The 1,501-nt window shown below is 44.4% G+C and carries 2 tRNA genes and 2 rRNA genes; all 4 read right to left on the bottom strand.

Going from position 1 to position 1,501, the window contains the following annotated elements:
• A 23S ribosomal RNA gene (locus tag AC1DXF_RS29370) occupies positions 1-559 on the bottom strand; the annotation flags it as partial.
• A gap of 268 nt (positions 560-827) precedes the next feature.
• Positions 828-904: transfer RNA gene (locus AC1DXF_RS29365), tRNA-Ala, on the bottom strand.
• A 94-nt stretch (positions 905-998) separates the two neighbouring features.
• A tRNA-Ile gene (locus AC1DXF_RS29360) sits at positions 999-1,073 on the bottom strand.
• Between the two features lie 341 nt (positions 1,074-1,414).
• Positions 1,415-1,501 (bottom strand): 16S ribosomal RNA (locus AC1DXF_RS29355); the annotation flags it as partial.

Genomic DNA, 1,501 nt, shown 5'->3' with positions numbered 1-1,501 from the left:
GCTCCGACCGCTTGTAAGTACACGGTTTCAGGTTCTATTTCACTCCCCTGTTCGGGGTTCTTTTCACCTTTCCCTCACGGTACTGGTTCACTATCGGTCTCTCAGGAGTATTTAGCCTTACCGGATGGTGCCGGCAGATTCCCACAAGGCGTCTCCGACCTCGCGGTACTCAGGATACCACTATCCYATCATCCATTACCCGTACGCAGCTCTCATGCTCTATGGCCGGGTTTCCCACCCCGTTCCGGTTTTGTTTGATATTCATATTGTGGTCCTACAACCCCAATTATGCCGTAACATAATTGGTTTGGGCTTCTTCCCTTTCGCTCGCCACTACTCAGGAAATCATTATTATTTTCTCTTCCTCTGCTTACTTAGATGTTTCAGTTCAGCAGGTTTGCGCATTTATGCAACTATTCTTCAAATAGTTAGGTTTCCCCATTCAGAAATCTACGGATCAATTCATATTTGCTGATCCCCGTAGCTTATCGCAGCTTATCACGTCTTTCATCGCCTCTGAGAGCCAAGGCATCCCCCGTGTACCCTTTCTTACTTTCTTCTACTATACCGCCTTTTGCTCGGTATGTATGCTTTTTGATATGATTGCCGTTCATTGGTTCACTCGTTCATTAGTTCATTGGTATTGCTACCTCTTTACTTTTGTCCTCGTAATCCTTTAAAGCCAACAACCGTCTCTATACTGTTGTCTTCTCTTTTTTATTACTTCTTCCAATATGTCAAAGAACGATTTGTCAGTTTGCAGTTCGCCGTTCTCAGTTTGCAGTTATTTTAACTGCCCACTGTAAACTGCCTTCTGCTAACTGGCATGGTGGAGAATAACGGATTCGAACCGTTGACCCCCTGCGTGCAAGGCAGGTGCTCTAGCCAGCTGAGCTAATCCCCCTTAAGATGAGTTTGCAGTTTGCTGTTTTCAGTTTGCAGTTATTTACTGCCTACTGTSAACTGTTTACTGCCCACTCGCAGCTTCGCTGCGCTTGTAGTCCCGAGCAGATTTGAACTGCTGACCCCTACATTATCAGTGTAGTGCTCTAACCAAGCTGAGCTACAGGACTATATTTCAGTTTGCAGTTKTTAGTTTGCAGTTTGCAGCTTTTACTGCTTTGTAGTTAGCTCTTGTTGCCAACTGCTAACTGCTCTTTACTGCCCACTGTGAACTGCCAACTGTGTCCTCGCTCACCTTTCGGCTTCGCTCCACATAGATGGCTTCATCTTTTGGGTTTCCTTTTTTTGCGTTTAATTAGTGAAGGATTGAATTAGTGAGTTAGTGATTTATTGCCTGATGTTACTCATTCAACTTAATCAACCTAACCTAACTTAATCAACCAATCAACCAATTTTAAGAAATAATCATGTAGGTAACTTGTTACAATAACTTGTATCGATACTGCTCCAGAAAGGAGGTATTCCAGCCACACCTTCCGGTACGGCTACCTTGTTACGACTTAGCCCCAGTTACCGACTTTACCCTAGGACGCTCCTT

This window comes from Mucilaginibacter sp. P2_A5 (assembly GCF_056404995.1).
Note: the sequence above shows the minus strand (reverse complement) of the source record. Positions and strands in the feature narration are given on the sequence as shown.